The following is a 15433-nucleotide window of genomic DNA, read 5'->3' as shown; positions in this document are numbered from 1 at the left end:
CGGTTTAATATCAAGGACTTAACAACGATTCTCCGGGCCTGAAGTGCCCGCCATGGAAACGCGATGACCAAGTCCGAGCTGATTGCGCGCCTGGCGGCCCGGAATCCGCATCTCTACCAGAGGGATGTCGAGCGGATCGTCGCGACCGTGTTCGACGAAATATCCAAGGCGCTGGCGTCCGGTCACAGGGTCGAGCTGCGCGGTTTCGGGGCCTTCTCCGTGAAGAAGCGCGATCCGCGCACCGGCCGCAACCCGCGCACCGGCGAGCAGGTCTCCGTAGCCTCCAAGCGCGTCCCCTATTTCAAGACCGGCAAGGACCTGCGCGACCGGCTGAACAAGGAGGCCGCGCGCGCCGCCGGCCTGCTGCCGCCCGACTCTGCGGACGACGACAAGAGATAAATCTGCCCTGATCGTTCGCTCGCGTGGTGGGGGCGGGCTGTGGCATTCTCCGGGCCGCATGAAAATCCTCTCGCGCGCCCTGTTCCTGCTCTTCATCCTGATCGGTGTCCTGGTCGCGGTCAGCAATACGCAGACCGTCCAGCTGGCGCTGTGGCCGTTGCCGCACATCATCGTCATGCCGGTCTATCTGCTGGTCGTCGCCATGTTGATGCTGGGCGTCCTCGCCGGGCTCAGTATGGGGTGGTGGGCCGGTCGCCATCACCGCCGTCGCGCCCGCGAGGCCGGTGGCGAGGCGGCGCGGCTCGACCGCGAGGTGGCTCGCCTGCGTGCCGCCCAGGCGGCGGCACAGCCGGCCGCACCCGGCGGTCCGGCGCCCCGCGACCAGCGCGCCTTGGAGCGCCAAAGCGCCCTCGTGGCCCCCGAACTCGGCACCCGTGCGGCGCGGGGTCCCTTCTCGTGAAGGTCCTGTCGGCGGCCGAGATCGACGCCACCCTGGACGACCTCGAACTGATCGACCGGCTCGACGGGCTGTTCCGCGCGGGCTGCGAGATGCCGGTGCGTCATCACCATCCGATTCGGGAGCCGCTGGGCGCCGGATCGTCCGATGCGATGCTGCTGTTGATGCCGGCCTGGACGACCGCTCAGCCGGGGGGAGGCTCCGGCCGCGTCGGCGTCAAGGTCGTCACTGTGTTCCCCGACAACGGCAAGCGTTCGCTGCCCTCCATCTACGGCCAATACCTGCTGCTGGACGGCAGCACGGGGGCCACCCTGGCACTGCTCGACGGTACGATGCTGACCAAGCGGCGCACCGCCTGCGCCTCGGGTCTCGCTTCGCGCTACCTGTCGCGGCCCGATGCCGCGTCTCTGCTGATGATCGGGACGGGCGCCCTCGCGCCGGAACTGATCCGCGTGCATGCCAAGGTCCGGCCGATCCGCGACGTGGCGATCTGGGGGCGCACGTCCCGCCAGGCCGAGAGCCTGGCCGAGCGACTGGCGGCCTCCCTGCCGCACGCGGTCGGCCGATCGGTCACTGTGCGGGCCGTCAGCGACCGACGCGCCGCAGTACACGAGGCCGACATCGTCTCCTGTGCGACGCTCTCGAAAGAGCCGCTGGTCGAAGGCGACTGGCTGCGCGAGGGCCAGCATGTCGATCTGGTGGGGGCCTACACGCCGCAGATGCGAGAGAGCGATGACCGAGCGGTCCAGCGCGCCCGCCTCTATGTCGATACCCGCGCCGGCGCCCTGAAGGAAGGTGGCGACGTCGTACAGGCCATCGCCAGCGGCGCCATCACGGAAGCCGCCGTCGTCGCCGATCTGTTCGAACTGGCACGCCGCGAGCGAACTGGCCGCGCTCCCGGCGATCGCACCTCGACCACCCTGTTCAAGTCGGTCGGTGCCGCGCTCGAGGACCTTGCCGCCGCGGAGCTGGCGGTCGAAGCTACGGCTCGATAAGCGCGCCCGAATTCTTCAGCGCCTCGATCTCGTCGGCGCCGACGCCGGCTTCCGCCAGAACGGCACGCGAATCCTGCCCCTGCAGCGGTGCCATGGTGCGGATGGAAGGCGGTGTCCGGCTCATGGTCATCGGCGGCTCGACCATCATGATCTCGCCTTCCGACGGATGCGGATACTTCTTGAAGAGCTGGCGCCAGACGAGGTGTGGATCCTCGAATAGATCGGCCGGCTTGGAGACCGGGGCGTTGGGGATCTGGGCCTGGTCGAGCAGCTTCACCCATTCGCCGGTGGTCTTCGAGGGCGCGATCGCCTCGACCATCGCGTACATGTCGCCGATATGCATCGAGCGGGCGTTGATGGTCGAATAGCGTGGGTCCTGCAGCACCTCAGACCGGCCGACCAGCTCGAAGAAGTTGCGCCAGTGCTTGTCGTTGTAGGGCAGGATCGCCATCCAGCCGTCGAGCGTGCGGTAGGGCTTGCGGGTGCGGGCGAGCAGGCGGGTGTAGCCGACTTCGCCCTCGTCGCTGAAGGTCCGCTCCCACAGATGCTCGACCATCAGCCAGGCCGACATGGTCTCGAACATCGGCACTTCGACGAACTGACCCTCGCCGGTGCGCTGACGGTGCATCAATGCCGAGAGGGTCGAGAAGGCGAAGGTGAGACCCACCGTCTTGTCGGCGATGATGGTCGGCGGGTAGCGCGGGACGTCGTCGCCCGCCGCGCGTCCCATCAGGTCGGCGATGCCGAAGCGGGCCTGGATGGCATCGTCGTAGGCCGGCAGTTTTCCGTAAGGACCTTCGGCCGAATAGCCATAGGCGCCGACATAGACGATGTCGGGCTTCACCTTGCGGATCTCCTCGTAGCCAAGCCCCAGCGCCTCGATAGCCTGGGGCCGCAAGGCATGGACGAAGGCATCGGCGGTCGCCACGACCTTGAGCAGGGCGGCGCGCGCGTCCTTGTTCTTGAGATCGAGGCAGAGCGAGCGCTTGTTGCGATTGACGTACAGATAGGTCGGTCCCATGCCGGGCGTCTTGCCGGGCTTGCCGATGTGACGCACCGCATCGCCTTCCGGTGCCTCGACCTTGATGACGTCGGCTCCCTGGTCGGCCAGCAGCATCGTGCCGTAGGGGCCGAGGATGATGTTGGTGAGGTCGACGATCCTGATGCCTTCGAGCGCGCCGGGCATTTCACTGTCCTGTGTTGCAAATGGTGTGCGGGCACACTGCCACCGCCCCGCCCGCGCGTCATCGTTGCTGCCATTGCGCCGCAAAACGCGGACGGAAATCATTGAAGCCGTTGGGATAATGCCTGCTGGCAATGCCCGGTGACCGTGAAGGCCCCGCGCTGAAGAGAACGTCCGGTTGCAGGCGGTTGGGAAATTCCCCTATTTCCACACTCGGACAAAGAGGCACATGTGACCGTTGTGCGATGAGCCGTGCCGGTGTAGCCAAGGGACAGCGAGCCGGGGGGGCGATGCGAAGCAACGTTGCAAAGAAGCAGCACGAGCCTAAGACGGCATCGAGCAGCGCGGCCTCCAGGCCCTATCGCATCGAAGACCAGATCGGCTACCTGCTGAGGCGCGCCCATCAGCGGGCCAGCGCGATCTTCCAGGTCGGTATCGGCGATCCCAACATCACGCCGACCCAGTATTCCAGCATGGCGAAGCTCGACGAGTATGGTGAGCTTTCCCAGAATCTCCTCGGCCGTCTCGTCGGCATGGACAAGGCCACGATGCAGGGCGTGGTGCGGCGGCTGAAGGAACGCGGTCTCGTCGATTCGCGGCCCGATCCCGGCGATGCGCGCCGCACGTTGCTCAGCCTGACGACCGAGGGCAAGAAGCTGGTGAACAGGCTTCTGTTGAACGGACCCGCGGTCTCGCGCGAGACGCTGAAGCCGCTCAGCTCCCAGGAACAGAAGCAGCTCCTCGATCTTCTGTCGCGAATCATCTGAATCCGACTCATTCATTTGACTCGCACGGAGCCTGTGTCATCGTACGTACACGAACGATATGGGCGCCTATCTCCGACCCCGAGGCCTTGAAGAGGCTCTCCAGGCACTGACCCGGCCTTTCACGGTGCTGGCTGGTGGCACGGACTTCTATCCGGCGCGGGTCGGGCGCTCGGTCACCGAGGACATTCTCGACGTCGCGGGAATCGCCGCCCTGCGCGGGATTTCCGAGACCGAGGCCGGCTGGCGAGTGGGCGCCACAACAACCTGGAGCGAACTCGTCGAGGCTCCGCTGCCGCCCCTGTTCGACGGGCTGAAACAGGCGGCCCGCGAAGTCGGCGGCCGGCAGATCCAGAACAGCGGGACGATCGCCGGAAACATCTGCAACGCCTCGCCGGCCGCCGATGGCGCGCCGGCCTTGCTGGCGCTCGACGCAGCCGTGGAGCTGGCGAGCCAGGATGGCACGCGCCGCCTGCCGCTCGCTTCCTTCATCACCGGCGTGCGCAAGACGGCGCGTCAGCCGGGCGAGCTCGTCGTGGCGCTCCATGTGCCGCGCCCGAGCCACGAGGCGAGGAGCGCGTTCGTAAAGCTGGGGGCGCGGCGATACCTCGTGATCTCGATTGCCATGGCCTCTGCCGTGGTCGAGGTCGCGGACGGAAAAGTCGCTGCTGCCCGCATCGCCGTCGGCGCCTGTTCGCCGGTGGCGCAGCGTCTGCCCCTGCTGGAGCAGGCGCTGATCGGCGCCTCGTTCGACGCGACGCTCGGTGAACGGGTCGAGCCGTCCCATCTCACGCCCTTGTCGCCGATCGACGACATCAGGGGCAGCGCGGCGTATCGCGGCGATGTGTCTTTGGTCCTGCTGCGGCGGCTGCTGACGAAGGTCTCGGCATGAAGCTCGATTTCACCCTCAACGGTCGAGAGGTGTGCTGGGACGGCGCACCGGCCACGCGGCTTGCGGCCGCCTTGCGTGACGATCTCGGTCTCACCGGCACGAAGATCGGCTGCGACGCCGGCGATTGCGGCGCCTGCACCGTCCTGCTCGACGGACGCCAGGTCTGTTCCTGTCTCGTCGCCATGGGACAGGTCGAAGGCCGCAGCGTCGAGACCGTGGAAGGTCTTTCGGCGGCCGACGATTCGATGGCCGTGCTCCAGCAGTCGTTCCTCGATCATGGCGCGGCCCAGTGCGGCATCTGCACGCCCGGCATGCTGATGGCCGCGCAGGAGCTGGTGCGGCGGAACAGTAAGCCGAGCCGGGTCGATGTCGAGGACGCTCTGGGCGGCGTGCTCTGCCGCTGCACCGGCTACGGCAAGATCGTGGACGCGGTGATGGATGTCGTCGCCCCGGCGCCGGCGAGTGCACCGCCCGCCGGCGAGGCCGTCGGCGCCCGCATCGTCCGGGTCGATGGGCCGGCCAAGGTGACGGGGCGCGACGTGTTCGGCGCGGATGGCATTCCCAAGGACGCGCTGTGGATCCGCGTCGTGCGCTCGCCGCATGCGCGGGCGCGCTTCGAGCTGGGCGATCTCGAGCCGCTGCGGCGGCGTCTCACTGCCGTACTGACGGCGGCGGACGTGCCGTTCAACGGCTACGGCATCTATCCCGACATCAAGGACCAGCCGGTGCTGGCGGACGGGCATGTCCGCTATCGCGGCGAGGCGGTCGTGGCGTTGGTCGGGGAGCGCGCCGAGGTGCTGGCGATCCGCGACGACGAGGTGCCCATCAGATGGACGCCCGAGCTGCCTTTGTTCGGCGTCGATGCCGCGATGGCGGAAGATGCGCCGCTGGTCCAGGCCGACAGGCCGGGCAACCTGCTGCTGAAGGGCGGGGTGAAACGCGGCGACGCGATGGCTGCGTTCGAGGATTGCGCCGCCGTGGCCGAAGGCACGTTCGAGACGGCGTTCGTCGAGCACGCCTATATCGAACCCGAGGCCGGCTGGGCACGCCGGGTTGGCGACCGGATCGAAATCCACGCCACCACCCAGACGCCCTACATGGACCGCGACGAGATCGCCAACCTGATGCGGCTGAAGCCCGAGGCGGTGCGCATCGTGCCGACGGCCTGCGGCGGCGGCTTCGGCGGCAAGCTCGATCTCTCGGTGCAGCCGCTGATCGCCATCGCGGCCTGGATGCTGGGACGTCCCGTGGCCCTGGTCTACACGCGGCCCGAAAGTATGGCCGCCAGCACCAAGCGTCACCCGGCGCGGGTGACGGCGCGGTTCGGCTGCGATGCCGAGGGCAAGCTACTCGCCTGCGACGTGACCGCCCTGTTCGACACCGGCGCCTATGCCTCCTGGGGACCGACCGTCGCCAACCGCGTGCCGGTGCATGCGATGGGACCCTATGCCATCTCCAACGTGCGGACCTGGGGCGAAGCCTATTTCACCAACGGACCGCCGGCCGGCGCCTTCCGCGGTTTCGGCGTGCCGCAGGCTGCCATCGCGCACGAGGCGATGATGGATGAGCTCGCGGACAGGCTCGGGATCGACCGGCTGGAGTTCCGTCATCGCAACGCTCTGCGCGCCGGCGACACGACGGCGACCGGCCAGACGCTCGCGCACTCCGCCGGTCTCGCAGAGTGCCTCGACGCGCTGCGGCCGCACTGGCGGAAGGCACACGAGGAAATCGCGGCGTTCAACGAGGCGGGCGGTCCGCATCGCCGCGGCATCGGCATCGGCTGCATGTGGTACGGGATCGGCAATACCTCGATGTCGAACCCCTCGCGTATGCGCGTGGGGCTGTCGCCGGCCGGGACGCTGACGCTCTACAGCGGCGCGCTGGACATCGGCCAGGGCAGCAACACCATCATGGTGCAGATCGCCGCCGATGCGGTCGGTCTCCCCGCCCAACAATTCAAGCTCGTGACGGGTGACACCGATCTGACGGCCGATGCCGGCAAGACCTCGGCCTCGCGCCAGACCTTCGTGTCGGGCAAGGCGGCGGAGAAGGCGGGACAGGATCTGCGCCAGCAGATCCTGCGGCTGGCCAATGCCGGTCCCGACGCGGTCCTGTCGCTCGAGGGCGCAACCCTCTCGGTGCGCGATGGCGGCGAGGTGCGGACGATCGATCTCGCCACGGCCGGTCCGCTGATGGGCGAAGGCACCTTCGATCCGCCGACCACGCCGCTCGATGCCGACGGGCAGGGCGTGCCCTATGCGACCTATGCTTTCGCCGCGCAGCTGGCTGAGGTCGAGGTCGATGTCGAGCTGGGCACGGTCAAGGTGTTGCGCATCGTGGCCGCGCACGATGTCGGTCGCGCCATCAATCCGACGCTCGTCGAAGGCCAGATCCAGGGCGGCGTGGCGCAGGGGCTGGGCCTCGCGCTGATGGAAGAATATCTGCCCGGCCGCACCGAGAACCTGCACGACTATCTAATCCCGACCGTGGGCGACGTGCCCGAGATCGAGTGCCTCCTGATCGAGGATCGCGAGCCGCTCGGTCCCTCGGGCGCCAAGGGAATCGGCGAGCCGGCGCTGGTGCCGACGGCCCCGGCCATCCTGGGCGCGGTCCATCACGCCACCGGCGTGCGCGCCCACCGCGTCCCGCTGCTGCCCCACCGCCTGCGCGAGGCCATGGTCGCTCAGCAAAGGAGCAAGGCATGAGCGATGACATCTCGCTCTCGGAGGCCGAACGCAGCGCCGGCATCGTGCGCTGCGATGCCTGTCCCGTCCTGTGTCGCATCCGCCCCGGCCGCGCCGGCGCCTGCGACCGCTATGCCAACGAGAATGGCGCACTGGTGCGGGTCGATCCGCTGGTGCTGCTGGCCAAGCCCGATCTGGCGCGCGTCGCCTTCGTGGAAGGCAGCGACGCGTGGCGGGGAGAACTCGGCAAAGGCGAAGGCGCCTTCGTCACTGGCATCGGTGCCACCACGACCTATCCCGACTACAAGCCCGCGCCCTTCATCGTCTCCTCGAAGCATGACGGCGTCGACATGGTCACGGTCGTGACCGAGGGAATCTTCAGCTACTGCGGCGTCAAGGTGAAGATCGACACCGACCGCTATCTCGGGCCCGAGCAGGCGGCGGTGAGGGTGAAGGGCGAGGCCGTGGGCCACGTCACCACGGCCGAGTACGGCTCGCAGATGCTGTCGCTGGGCGGCGTCCACCATCTCACCGGCGGCAGCAAGAAGGAGGGCGTCGTCACCTGCGACACGCTGCTGGCGCTGTGCAATCGCGAAGCCGTCGAACTCACCATCGACGGCGGCTCGACGGTGATCGTGCAGGCCGACCGGCCGCCGGTGGTGAATGGCACGCTCGAGGAGCGCATGCGGGTCGGCTGCGGCTCGGCGGCCATCGGCATGTTCGCGCCGCAATGGAAGGACCATGTCGACGAGGTGATCGTGGTCGACGACCACATCACCGGCGTGCTGAGCGAGCACCAGGGCGGGGTCTTCCTCGACATGAAGCCAGCCGGCATCCGCGTGCGCGGCCGCCGCTCGACGCCGGGCCGCTACTTCCAGGTGGCCGAGCCGGGACTGGGCTGGGGCGGCACGAATGTCAGCGACCCGCTGGAGATCATCGAGAAGATCGACCCGAAGCAGGCCTGGCCGGGGCTCAAACTGCTGATGGTCTCGACGACCGGCGAGCATTCGGCCTGGTTCACGCTCGACGGTGACTTGAAACCACAGCCCGCCGAAATGCCCGCGCCGGTGCGTCACGTCGTCGAACGCATCGCCGAGAATTGCGAGCCCGCGCTCTGCACCGTCCTGTTCATGGCCGGCGCCGGCGGCTCGCTGCGCGCCGGTGTCACCGAGAACCCGGTGCGGCTGACGCGCTCGGTGCGCGACACGCTGACGAAAGTCACGCTGGGCGGCGCGCCGGCGTACATCTGGCCGGGCGGCGGCATCACCCTGATGGTCGACGTGGCGCGCATGCCGGAGAAATCCTTCGGCTATGTGCCGACGCCGGCGCTGGTTGCGCCCATCGAGTTTACCCTGCGCGCCGACGATTACGCGGCGCTGGGCGGTTACGCCTCGCGCGCGGTCACGCTGGAAGACGTGTTGGCCCGGCACAAGGTGCGGATCGAATGAGCGCCGTCGCCGCCCGTTTCGCCGACGGACGGCTGCATCTGCAGCATGGGCCGATCGATCTCATCGTCGAGGCGTTCGGCGCGGCGGGCGAGGTCGAGCGTGCCTATGCGCAAGCCATCGATCGTTTCGGCGACATCCTGCCGACTTTGGTCGGTGAGCTTCCGGTGCTGCGCCGGCCGGTGGGCGAGGCCTATCCGCTGCTGCAGGGTCCGGTGGCGCGGCGCATGGCCGAAGCCGTGTGGCCGCACCGCACCCGCTACATCACGCCGATGGCCGCCGTTGCCGGCGCCGTCGCCGACGAGATGCTGCAGGCCCTGGTCCTTGGCCGCGCGCTCGACAAGGCCTATGTGAACGACGGCGGCGACATCGCGATCCATCTGACGCCCGGGCAGAGCTTGCGCGCCGGCATTTTCGCGCAAGCCCTCGACGGCGTCGCGCTGCTGACGCACGAACGCCCGGTGCGCGGCATCGCGACCTCCGGCCGGGGTGGGCGCTCCTTATCGCTGGGCATCGCGGACTCCGTGACGGTGCTTGCCGTCACGGCAGCGGCGGCCGATGCCGCCGCGACCATGATCGCCAACGAAGTGAACGCCGATCATCCGGCCATCGAGCGCCGGCCCGCCTGCGAGTTGGATCCGGACAGCGATCTTGGCGAGCTGCCCGTGACGGTGGCGGTCGGTGACTTGCCGCCGGAGATCGTCGAGGCAGCTCTCGACCGTGGCCTGACGGAGGCGCGGCGGCTTAGGCTGTGCGGCCTGATCGACAGTGCGGCGCTGTCGTTGCGCGGGCACTGGCGAATCGAATCAGGCGGCACGCCGCTTGCTCTGTCGGAGGCGGGATGAGCGATCTGGTGAAAGTGCGGAAATACGTGGCGACTGTTGAGGAGACGCTGCACGACTTCGGGCCGGCGCTGGCGCGCCCGGCGACCAAGGCGGTGGTCGGTGGCGTCATCGCCAATCCCTATGCCGGCCGCCACGTGGCCGACATCCAGCCGATGATGAAGGCGCTGGAACCGCTCGCGATCGATCTCACCGAGCGGGTGATGAAGATTTTGGGCGCCAGGGGCTCCGAACTGGAAGCTTATGGCAAGGGAGCGATCGTCGGCCTGAACGGCGAGCTGGAACATGCCGCCCTGTGGCACCAGCCCAGCGGCTTCGGAATCCGACACGCCATGGGCGGCGCCAAGTCGATCGTGCCCTCGACCGTGAAGGTGGCGACGGCCGGCGCGCGCATCGACATTCCGCTGCATCACGTGACGGCGGCCTATGTGCGCAGCCATTTCGACGCCATCGAATTCTGCGTGCCCGACGGGCCGCGCCCGGACGAGATCGTGTTCATCGTCGCCGCCGCGATCGGCGGTCGGCCCCATGCCAGGGTCGGCGGGCTCACGCCGGACGGAATCAAGCTCGGGGACGGCCAGCGATGAGGGGCCAACGATGAGCAACGATGCGCTCGCGGCCGCCCTGAAGGTGATGGACGACTATATCGGCGGCCTCAATCGCCATGACGAGCCGGCGGTCAACGACGCCTGCAACTTCCCGCATGTCCGGCTGGCCGGCGGCAAGGTCGTCGTCTGGCCGAACCATGGCGACTACAAGCTGGGCGATTTCGTCGCCCGCGCCGGCGATGGCTGGCATCACAGCACGTGGGACGAGCGCACGCCGATCCATGTCGGCCGGGACAAGGTCCATCTCAAGGTGAAGTTCAGTCGCTGGCGCGAAGACGGTTCGCTGCTCGGCATCTTCGAGACGATCTACATCGTGACCTTGCAGGACGGTCATTGGGGAATACAGGCACGGTCGAGCTTTGCCGACTGAGCGCTTGTGGGAGAGGGGCCGGCCTCGCTAGGGTCGGTTCACGGGGAGTTTTTCACTTATTCAGGAGGGGGATGTCATGCTGACCCGCAATCGCCTGCTCGCCGGCACCGCTGCGCTCGTGGCGCTGTCGCTCGTCGGACCGGCTGCCGCGCAGGCGCCGATCAAGATCGGCGAGCTCAACAGCTACAAGGTCTTCCCGGCCTTCCTCGAACCCTACAAGAAGGGCATCGAGCTGGCGGTCGAGGAGGTCAATGCCGCCGGCGGCGTGCTCGGCCGCAAGATCGAGGTGGTGAGCCGCGACGACAACGGCAATCCCGGCGATGCCGTGCGAGTCGCCGAGGAACTGCTGAGCCGCGAGGGCGCGTCGTTCCTGATCGGCACCTTCCCGTCGAACGTCGGCCTGGCGGTCGCCGATTTCGCCAAGCAGCGCAAGGTTCTGTTCATCGCCGCCGAGCCGCTGACCGACAAGATCGTCTGGGACCAGGGCAACGCCTATACGTTCCGCCTGCGCACCTCGACCTACATGCAGACGGCGATGCTCATTCCCGACGCGGTCAAGCTCAACAAGAAGCGCTGGGCGATCGTCTATCCGAACTATGAGTACGGGCAGTCGGCGACCGCCGCCTTCAAGAAGCTGCTGAAGGAGAAGCAGCCCGACGTCGAGTTCGTCGCCGAGCAGGCGCCGCCGCTGGGCAAGATCGATGCCGGCGCCGTGGCGCAGGCCCTGGCCGATGCCAAGCCCGACGCGATCTTCTCCTCTCTGTTCGGCCCCGACCTCGCGAAGTTCGTCCGCGAAGGCCAGACCCGCGGCCTGTTCAAGGGCGTCGAGGTCTTCAATTTGCTGGCCGGCGAGCCGGAATATCTCGATCCGCTGAAGGAAGAGTCGCCCGAGGGCTGGTACGTCACCGGCTATCCGTGGAGCGAACTCAAGACGCCGGAGCACACCAAGTTCCTCAACGCCTACCAGGCCAAGTTCAAGGATTATCCACGGCTGGGCTCGGTGGTCGGCTATGCGACGGTGATGTCGGCCGCCGAGGCGATCAAGAAGGCGGGCTCGCTCGACCAGGAGAAGCTGGTCGCCGCCATGAGCGGCCTGAAGCTGATCACGCCCTTCGGCATGATCGAGTACCGGCCGATCGACCATCAGTCGACCATGGGCGCCTATGTCGGCCAGATCGGCGTGAAGGACGGCAAGGGCTACATGAAGAACTGGCGCTTCGTCGACGGCAAGGACGCCCTGCCGAGCGACGCCGACGTCCAGAAGATGCGGCCGAAGAACTGATAGCCCGTCTGTTGGTTTCGTCCCTCTCATTTCCTCCCCCGCCTGACGGGGGAGGTGGCCTGAAGGGTCGGAGGGGGAGAGCTATCGGTATGATTGTCGCTTCTGTCTTCGCGTTGCTTTCCCCCTCCCCGGCCCTCCCCCGTATGACGGGGGCGGGAGTTGAGGTGGCCGTCGCGTGACTCTCGCCTCCATCCTCATCCAGCTGCTGAACGGGCTGGCGGCGGCCGCGTCGCTGTTCCTCGTGTCGGCCGGCCTGTCGCTGATCTTCGGCGTCACGCGCATCGTGAACTTCGCGCACGGTTCGCTCTACATGCTGGGCCTCTACGGCGCCTACTCGCTGATCGAGTTCTTCGGGCGAACGCCGCTCGGCTTCTGGGGCGCCGTCGTCCTGTCGGCGCTCGCGGTCGGGCTGGTCGGCATCCTGATCGAGGTGCTGGTCCTGCGGCGCATCTATCGCGCGCCGGAGTTGTTCCAGCTGCTGGCGACCTTCGCCGTCGTGCTGGTGATCAAGGACATCGCGCTGTTCACCTGGGGCGCCGAGGATCTCGTCGGTCCGCGCGCGCCCGGCCTCTCGATGGCGGTCGAGATCATGGGCCGGCGGATTCCGGCCTACGACCTGCTGCTGATCGCCATCGGCCCGGTCGTGCTGGGGCTCGTCTGGCTGCTGCTGACGCGCACGCGCTGGGGCGCGCTGGTGCGGGCCGCCACACAGGACCGCGAGATGGTGGGGGCGCTGGGCGTCGACCAGGCCAAGCTCTTCACCTCCGTCTTCTTCGTGGGCTCGGTGCTGGCCGGGCTGGGCGGCGCGCTGCAGATCCCGCGCGAGCCGGCCAATCTCGACCTCGACCTCGCCATCATCGCCGACGCCTTCGTGGTCACGGTGGTGGGCGGGCTGGGCAGCATCGGCGGCGCCTTCCTGGCCGCCATCATCATCGGCGTCGCAAAGGCCTTCTGCATCGGCATCGGCACCGTGACCTGGTTCGGCTTCGAGGTATCGTTCTCCAAGCTCACCTTGGTGGTCGAATTCCTGATCATGGCGCTGGTGCTGGTCGTGCGGCCCTACGGGCTGCTGGGCAAGCCGCAGGCCGCGCAGCGGGCGGCCGAACCGGCGCCGCGCCTGCAGGTGCCGTCCTGGACCTTCGCGCTGGTCTGGCTGGTGCTGCTCGCCCTCGTGCCGCTGGTCGCCGACCGCTACACCACGATCCTGCTGACCGACATCGTCTGCTTCGCGCTGTTCTCGGTCTCGCTCCATTTCATCATGGGCCCGGCCGGCATGGTCTCGTTCGGCCACGCCGCCTATTTCGGCATCGGCGCCTATGCGGCGGGCCTGCTGATGAAGCGCTTCGGCCTGCCGATGGAAGCCGCGCTCCTGCTGGCGCCGCTGGTCGCCGGCCTGTTCGCCATCGTCTACGGCTGGTTCTGCGTGCGCCTGTCGGGCGTCTACCTCGCCATGCTGACCTTGGCCTTCGCGCAGATCAGCTGGTCGATCGTCTTCCAGTGGGATTCCGTCACGGGCGGCAGCAACGGCGTGTTCGGCGTCTGGCCGGCGCCGTGGCTCGCCGACAAGACCGCCTATTACTATCTCGCGCTGGTCCTGTGCGGCGTCGGTATCGTCTTCCTGTGGCGCGTGCTGTTCTCGCCGTTCGGCTATGCCCTGCGGGCCGGCCGCGACTCGCCGCTGCGCGCCGAGGCGATCGGCATCGACCTGCGCGGATTCCAATGGGCGGCCTTCGTGCTGGTCGGCGCGCTGGCCGGCCTGGCGGGCGCCGTCTACGCCTTCTCCAAGGGCAGCATCTCGCCCTCCAGCATCTCGATCGCGCAATCGACCGACGGGCTCATCATGGTGCTGCTCGGCGGCGTCGAAACGCTGACCGGCCCGGTGGTCGGCGCAGCGATCTTCACCTGGCTGCGCGACGTCGTGGCCCGCAACACCGAATTCTGGCGCGCCGTGATGGGCGGCGTGATCCTGCTGATCGTGCTGCTGTTCCCGCAGGGACTGGTCGGTGGCCTGAAGGCGCTGGTCGCGCGCTGGCGGGAGCAGCGGGCATGAGCCAGGTCGTGCTCCAGGTCGATGGGCTGCACAAGGCCTTCGGCGGCGTGCAGGCCGTGGCCGACGTCTCCTTCGCGGTGTCGGCCGGCGAAATGCTGGCGCTGATCGGGCCGAATGGCGCGGGCAAGAGCACCTGCTTCAACATGCTGAACGGCCAGCTCGTGCCCGACTCCGGCATCGTACGCCTCGCAGGCCGCGACATCGTCGGTCTGCGCCCGCGCGCGATCTGGCGGCTGGGCGTTGGCCGCACCTTCCAGATCACCGCCACCTTCGCCTCGCTCAGCGTCCGCGAGAACGTGCAGATGGCGCTCTATTCGCATGCCGGCCGGCTGCGCTCACTGCTGTCGCGCTTCGGTGCGGCGTTCGCGGCCGAAGCCGATGCGCTGCTCGACCAGGTCGGCATGCTCGACCAGGCGGAGCGCACCTGCGGCGTGCTGGCCTATGGCGACCTGAAGCGGGTCGAACTCGCCATCGCGCTCGCCAACCAACCGCGCCTGCTGCTGATGGACGAGCCGACCGCCGGCATGGCGCCGAAGGAACGCGTCGCGTTGATGGAGCTGACGGCGCGGCTGGCCCGGGCGCGCAACATCGCGGTCCTGTTCACCGAGCACGATATGGACGTGGTCTTCACCCAGGCCGACCGCATCATCGTGCTCGACCGCGGCGTGCTGATCGCCGGCGGCACGCCGCCCGAAGTCCGCGCCAACCCCAACGTGCGCGCGGTCTATCTCGGGAGCGCGCATTGACCGCGTCGCCGATGCTCGAGGTCAAGGACCTGCACGCCTTCTATGGCCGCGCCCATATCCTGCACGGCATCTCGCTCGAGGTGCGCGCGGGCGAGGTCGTGGCGCTGCTGGGCCGCAACGGCGCCGGCAAGTCGACGGCGATGAAGGCGATCATGGGGCTGGTGCCGCCGGCGCGCGGCGAGGTGAGCTTCGCCGGCCAGCGCATCGAGCGCCTGGCGCCGTACCGCATTGCGCGTCTCGGCCTGGGGTACGTGCCCGAAGAGCGGCGCATCTTCACCGAACTGTCGGTGATGGAGAATCTCGAAGTCGGCCGTCAGGCGGCGCGGGCCGGCGTGCCGCTCTGGACGGAAGACAAGCTCTTCGCTCTGTTCCCCAACCTCGCCCGCATGCGCGAACGGCCTGGCGGGCGGATGTCGGGCGGCGAGCAGCAGATGCTCACCATCGCCCGGACCCTGATGGGCAATCCGAGCTGCGTCCTGCTCGACGAGCCGTCGGAAGGGCTGGCCCCGATCATCGTCGAGGAGATGGCCAATTCCATCCGGGCGCTGAAGGGCGAGGGCGTGTCGGTCATCCTGTGCGAGCAGAACCTGCATTTCGCGCTGGGCGTCGCCGACCGCGCCTACATCATCGAGAAGGGCCAGATCCGCTTCGGTGGCTCGATGGCCGAACTGGCCGCCAACGACTCCCTCCGTGAACAATATCTTTCGGTTTGACCC

Annotated in this window: 15 protein-coding genes; 14 read left to right on the top strand and 1 reads right to left on the bottom strand. The window is 68.1% G+C overall.

What is annotated here, in order from left to right:
* Window positions 1-63 precede the first annotated feature (63 nt).
* Genes ihfB through ACO07I_RS13630 form a run of 3 tightly spaced genes read left to right on the top strand, consistent with a single transcriptional unit; the run spans window position 64 to window position 1851 of the window.
* Window positions 64-399, top strand: a complete 336-nt coding sequence (ihfB, locus tag ACO07I_RS13640) for an integration host factor subunit beta (RefSeq protein ID WP_298307840.1) — start codon at window positions 64-66, stop codon at window positions 397-399.
* Window positions 400-457: 58 nt separating this feature from the next.
* Window positions 458-859 (top strand): lipopolysaccharide assembly protein LapA domain-containing protein, encoded by a 402-nt coding sequence (locus tag ACO07I_RS13635; protein WP_422008484.1) that lies wholly within the window; start codon window positions 458-460, stop codon window positions 857-859.
* Complete coding sequence (locus ACO07I_RS13630) at window positions 856-1851, top strand: ornithine cyclodeaminase family protein (protein ID WP_422008482.1); 996 nt, start codon at window positions 856-858, stop codon at window positions 1849-1851. Before ACO07I_RS13635 ends, ACO07I_RS13630 begins: the two co-directional genes overlap by 4 nt.
* Here the strand turns inward: ACO07I_RS13630 and ACO07I_RS13625 are convergent.
* Window positions 1838-3037 carry a CaiB/BaiF CoA transferase family protein gene (locus ACO07I_RS13625; RefSeq protein WP_422008480.1) on the bottom strand — a complete coding sequence of 400 codons (1200 nt, stop codon included), beginning with the start codon at window positions 3035-3037 and terminating at the stop codon, window positions 1838-1840. The two genes, ACO07I_RS13630 and ACO07I_RS13625, sit on opposite strands and share 14 nt — an antisense overlap.
* A 287-nt stretch (window positions 3038-3324) precedes the next feature.
* Here ACO07I_RS13625 and ACO07I_RS13620 point away from each other — a divergent pair, with 287 nt between their 5' ends.
* The 11 genes from ACO07I_RS13620 (at window position 3325) to ACO07I_RS13570 (ending at window position 15430) form a co-directional block, all read left to right on the top strand.
* On the top strand, window positions 3325-3801 hold the full coding sequence (locus tag ACO07I_RS13620) for a MarR family winged helix-turn-helix transcriptional regulator (RefSeq protein WP_422008478.1): 477 nt from the start codon (window positions 3325-3327) through the stop codon (window positions 3799-3801).
* A gap of 58 nt (window positions 3802-3859) precedes the next feature.
* Complete coding sequence (locus ACO07I_RS13615; protein ID WP_422008477.1) at window positions 3860-4690, top strand: FAD binding domain-containing protein; 831 nt, start codon at window positions 3860-3862, stop codon at window positions 4688-4690.
* Window positions 4687-7395 carry a molybdopterin-dependent oxidoreductase gene (locus ACO07I_RS13610; RefSeq protein WP_422008475.1) on the top strand — a complete coding sequence of 903 codons (2709 nt, stop codon included), beginning with the start codon at window positions 4687-4689 and terminating at the stop codon, window positions 7393-7395. Before ACO07I_RS13615 ends, ACO07I_RS13610 begins: the two co-directional genes overlap by 4 nt.
* Window positions 7392-8822: a 6-hydroxynicotinate reductase gene (locus ACO07I_RS13605; RefSeq protein WP_422008473.1), complete on the top strand. Its 1431-nt coding sequence runs from the start codon at window positions 7392-7394 to the stop codon at window positions 8820-8822. Before ACO07I_RS13610 ends, ACO07I_RS13605 begins: the two co-directional genes overlap by 4 nt.
* A complete protein-coding gene (locus tag ACO07I_RS13600) occupies window positions 8819-9664 on the top strand; it encodes a UPF0280 family protein (RefSeq protein ID WP_422008471.1) in 846 nt (281 codons plus the stop codon). The genes ACO07I_RS13605 and ACO07I_RS13600 overlap by 4 nt, the downstream gene beginning before the upstream one ends.
* Complete coding sequence (locus tag ACO07I_RS13595) at window positions 9661-10248, top strand: amino acid synthesis family protein (protein ID WP_422008469.1); 588 nt, start codon at window positions 9661-9663, stop codon at window positions 10246-10248. Before ACO07I_RS13600 ends, ACO07I_RS13595 begins: the two co-directional genes overlap by 4 nt.
* 10 nt (window positions 10249-10258) lie before the next feature.
* Window positions 10259-10639: a hypothetical protein gene (locus tag ACO07I_RS13590; RefSeq protein WP_422008467.1), complete on the top strand. Its 381-nt coding sequence runs from the start codon at window positions 10259-10261 to the stop codon at window positions 10637-10639.
* A 76-nt stretch (window positions 10640-10715) separates the two neighbouring features.
* Complete coding sequence (locus ACO07I_RS13585) at window positions 10716-11921, top strand: ABC transporter substrate-binding protein (RefSeq protein ID WP_422008465.1); 1206 nt, start codon at window positions 10716-10718, stop codon at window positions 11919-11921.
* Between the two features lie 175 nt (window positions 11922-12096).
* The gene (locus ACO07I_RS13580) at window positions 12097-13971 is read left to right on the top strand and encodes an ABC transporter permease (protein WP_422008463.1); all 1875 of its coding nucleotides are present in this window, start codon (window positions 12097-12099) and stop codon (window positions 13969-13971) included.
* Complete coding sequence (locus tag ACO07I_RS13575; RefSeq protein ID WP_422008461.1) at window positions 13968-14717, top strand: ABC transporter ATP-binding protein; 750 nt, start codon at window positions 13968-13970, stop codon at window positions 14715-14717. The genes ACO07I_RS13580 and ACO07I_RS13575 overlap by 4 nt, the downstream gene beginning before the upstream one ends.
* Before the next feature lie 11 nt (window positions 14718-14728).
* Window positions 14729-15430: an ABC transporter ATP-binding protein gene (locus ACO07I_RS13570; protein ID WP_422018251.1), complete on the top strand. Its 702-nt coding sequence runs from the start codon at window positions 14729-14731 to the stop codon at window positions 15428-15430.
* Window positions 15431-15433: the final 3 nt, after the last annotated feature.

Source organism: Reyranella sp. (assembly GCF_965227665.1).
Lineage (GTDB): Bacteria > Pseudomonadota > Alphaproteobacteria > Reyranellales > Reyranellaceae > Reyranella.
This window is presented reverse-complemented; position numbering and strand designations above follow the sequence as displayed.

Bases quoted from the DNA above. Each gene is read 5' to 3' on its own strand.
- ihfB (WP_298307840.1), top strand. From the start codon at position 64: ATGACCAAGTCCGAGCTGATTGCGCGCCTGGCGGCCCGGAATCCGCAT.
- ACO07I_RS13635 (WP_422008484.1), top strand. From the start codon at position 458: ATGAAAATCCTCTCGCGCGCCCTGTTCCTGCTCTTCATCCTGATCGGT.
- ACO07I_RS13625 (WP_422008480.1), bottom strand. From the start codon at position 3,037: ATGCCCGGCGCGCTCGAAGGCATCAGGATCGTCGACCTCACCAACATC.
- ACO07I_RS13620 (WP_422008478.1), top strand. From the start codon at position 3,325: ATGCGAAGCAACGTTGCAAAGAAGCAGCACGAGCCTAAGACGGCATCG.
- ACO07I_RS13615 (WP_422008477.1), top strand. From the start codon at position 3,860: ATGGGCGCCTATCTCCGACCCCGAGGCCTTGAAGAGGCTCTCCAGGCA.
- ACO07I_RS13610 (WP_422008475.1), top strand. From the start codon at position 4,687: ATGAAGCTCGATTTCACCCTCAACGGTCGAGAGGTGTGCTGGGACGGC.
- ACO07I_RS13605 (WP_422008473.1), top strand. From the start codon at position 7,392: ATGAGCGATGACATCTCGCTCTCGGAGGCCGAACGCAGCGCCGGCATC.
- ACO07I_RS13600 (WP_422008471.1), top strand. From the start codon at position 8,819: ATGAGCGCCGTCGCCGCCCGTTTCGCCGACGGACGGCTGCATCTGCAG.
- ACO07I_RS13595 (WP_422008469.1), top strand. From the start codon at position 9,661: ATGAGCGATCTGGTGAAAGTGCGGAAATACGTGGCGACTGTTGAGGAG.
- ACO07I_RS13590 (WP_422008467.1), top strand. From the start codon at position 10,259: ATGAGCAACGATGCGCTCGCGGCCGCCCTGAAGGTGATGGACGACTAT.
- ACO07I_RS13585 (WP_422008465.1), top strand. From the start codon at position 10,716: ATGCTGACCCGCAATCGCCTGCTCGCCGGCACCGCTGCGCTCGTGGCG.
- ACO07I_RS13575 (WP_422008461.1), top strand. From the start codon at position 13,968: ATGAGCCAGGTCGTGCTCCAGGTCGATGGGCTGCACAAGGCCTTCGGC.
- ACO07I_RS13570 (WP_422018251.1), top strand. From the start codon at position 14,729: ATGCTCGAGGTCAAGGACCTGCACGCCTTCTATGGCCGCGCCCATATC.